The sequence below is a fragment of the Providencia sp. JGM181 genome, from assembly GCF_018257375.1.
GTDB classification, from domain to species: Bacteria; Pseudomonadota; Gammaproteobacteria; order Enterobacterales; family Enterobacteriaceae; genus Providencia; species Providencia lanzhouensis.
In genome coordinates, this window is sequence record NZ_JAERJY010000231.1 from 1 (window position 1) to 2687 (window position 2687).

The 2687-nt window shown below is 38.3% G+C and carries 1 pseudogene; it reads left to right on the forward strand.

The window, feature by feature from the left end:
* Positions 1–43: 43 nt before the first annotated feature.
* Positions 44–2687: pseudogene (locus tag JK188_RS17020) on the forward strand (hypothetical protein); the annotation flags it as partial.

The following is a 2687-nucleotide window of genomic DNA, read 5'->3' on the forward strand; positions in this document are numbered from 1 at the left end:
CAGTAAAACAATATCCATTCTTGATGAGCAGGAAAAGGTTTTTTTGTTAAAAAAAATAAATCGAGATGGAAAATACTTCTGGCATGTATACCATGAAGATGACGGTAATATTAAACCATTCCATGTTATTGCTGATCCTATAACAGGAAAAGCAATGACCGCCGATTATGATTTATTCAGTATTATTTTCCCAATTTCAGAGCTGGAACACTATGTCAAAGTGAGTGAAATGCCAACTTGGGCAGAGTGGAAAGCCAGTGTGAATTATAATGAGCTAACCTCACGCCAGAAAGCGTTTTATACCAATGAAGCCGAATATAATAAGCATGAAGGTCGGGACAATGGCATCACTAATAACAGAATTAAAGAGATCAAAAATAAGCTAAACAAGGGACTTGACCGTACAAATGGTATGGAGTTAATTCATCATGGGGCTGATGATGCAAACCCGGCAAGCGTCATGAAAGAAAACTTCCCGATTACGTTTTTTTTACCTGAAAAATTAAAGGCGCGAAATACCTTAACAGGCTCCTCCGAAGCGATATCCACCTATTTTCAGATGAACGCTCAAGGCGCCATTATTATTAATGATGTTGAGCAGCTTTCTAATTTCCAGCAACTACTCATTAACCAAGGTTATCGTGCGCCATTAAATAAAAAATGGAGCGAAGGAGATATTGGGCAATATTTTGATCCCAAACGTAAAATATCAGACAGCTTTATTGAAGGGCGGATTGAATTGGCGCGGAAAAAAAGCTTAGTCAATCCATTCGAGCTTAATGTGGATGTTGCGGCAATTCAACAACAGCGTCAGCACTACGATAGTGAAATGGAGCGACAACTTATTCTATATCACTCCTTGAGTAAGGGGATGATCACCGAGGCTGCGGAACATCGCAGCTTTACTTCTGAGCTTGAAGCGACGTTAAAACAGCATGGGCTCGAGACTAAAGTATTGTCGAAATTTACTCATGAGCGAGGAGCGGTATCCACAACAAAAGGGCAACAAATTCAAGCGTTGTTTGAAAAAGTAGCACTAGGAGAACAGGATCTTAACGCGATCCGTTTGACGGATCATCCTTATTTAGCAGACGATTTTACGAATGAGCACGGGAATTTTGACCAACGAAAATTCAAAATTGCACTTCACGACCCGTTCGTCAATGCGGAATATAATCAATCGCTGAACAAAGATGAAACTCAGCTACCTCTATGGTTATCGGGAAGTATTGAGCAGGACCTGCAATCGTCTCACCCGCGACAAGCAATAAAAATGCAAAGGTTGCTGTTAGCCATTAAAAATGATTTGTCGGTATTAAATAATCTGAGTGATCACTCAATTGAGTTACTTAAATCTCTATTTCCGGCAGGTGATGGGATTGATAAAGGAAAAATATTAGATTTGGTTACTGACCATAATAAATTTATGCTTTTTAGTGATAAATTAGAGGGATTTAGCCAGATTAGTGATAGCCATTTTGATGGGGAAAACGCACCCCTGAAAGGGCTTTCATTTTCCGAGGCATTAGATGCTTATGAAAATAACCAAACTCAACGTTTGAAACAATATAATCAGTTATTGAATTATCAAAATAGAATGGAGACGGGATATCATAGCGGTTTAATTAATCATGGAATAATTCGCTCAGATAAGCCGGCTCAATCTATCGACCAAACTTTAGGTGCCGTATATGCCATTGAATATCATCTGACAGACAGTTATGCCGCGAGAAATTTCTTAGAGCAAAAAGCACAACTTGAACGGGCTAAACAACAAGGTATTTTAACGGACTCTGATGAGGTATTGCTGGATAAAATGCAGCAATATGAGCAGGATATCAATACGCGAGTTAAAAATAGTGGGACCACGATTGCTGATCAATCAATCTCAACACTATTTTCCACTGAGGCTGACTCGGTAAATGGGATTGTATTCTTGAAAGGGAAAGTGACGAGCTATACTGTTATTTACGTGAAACGTAATGGTGTTTATGAATTCAGTTTATTTGACCCTCAGGGCATCCAATTTACCAGTAAAAATACCTCTCTTCAGACGGCAAAGCATCAGTTCAAACAACATTTAAAAAACTATTTTAATCAAACGATAGAGCTTGCTGATGGACAATCTATTTCTCGGGGAGTCGCGGCAGGATTTCAATTAACTAGCGATGGCGATTTTAGAACCAACCTTCAATTTATCAATCTTGAAGATAATGAATTGAAAGTGGCGCTATCTGAACCGTTAAATCAGCGAACGTTAATTATGGAACAGGCGGAGTTTAATTCGACTCAAAATCGTTGGGTTGAATTAAATGGAGAAAAAATAGCCTTTTCTAAATTACAGCATCTTGGCGCGACGATAGATGGTAAGCCTATTACTCATGGAGATATGGCATTACCTAATCTGCATAAGAATATACGCTTTTCACCTGAAAAATTGGCGATGTATTTTACGTTAATGGACGGGAATAAAGATGATATTGCGTTTATGAAAATATTTAATGAGCAATTAAGTTCTGCGGATATTTATCAATTGGTGGAACGTGATGCAAACTTTGCTGAGTCTGGCGTGCTTAAAAAACAATTTAAATATTTAGCAAACGATGTAGATCTTCAACACGAGTCTATTTCATCAACCACATTACAAAATATTAGGCAGGCCGGTACTCGACTTCCATTATTTCTGT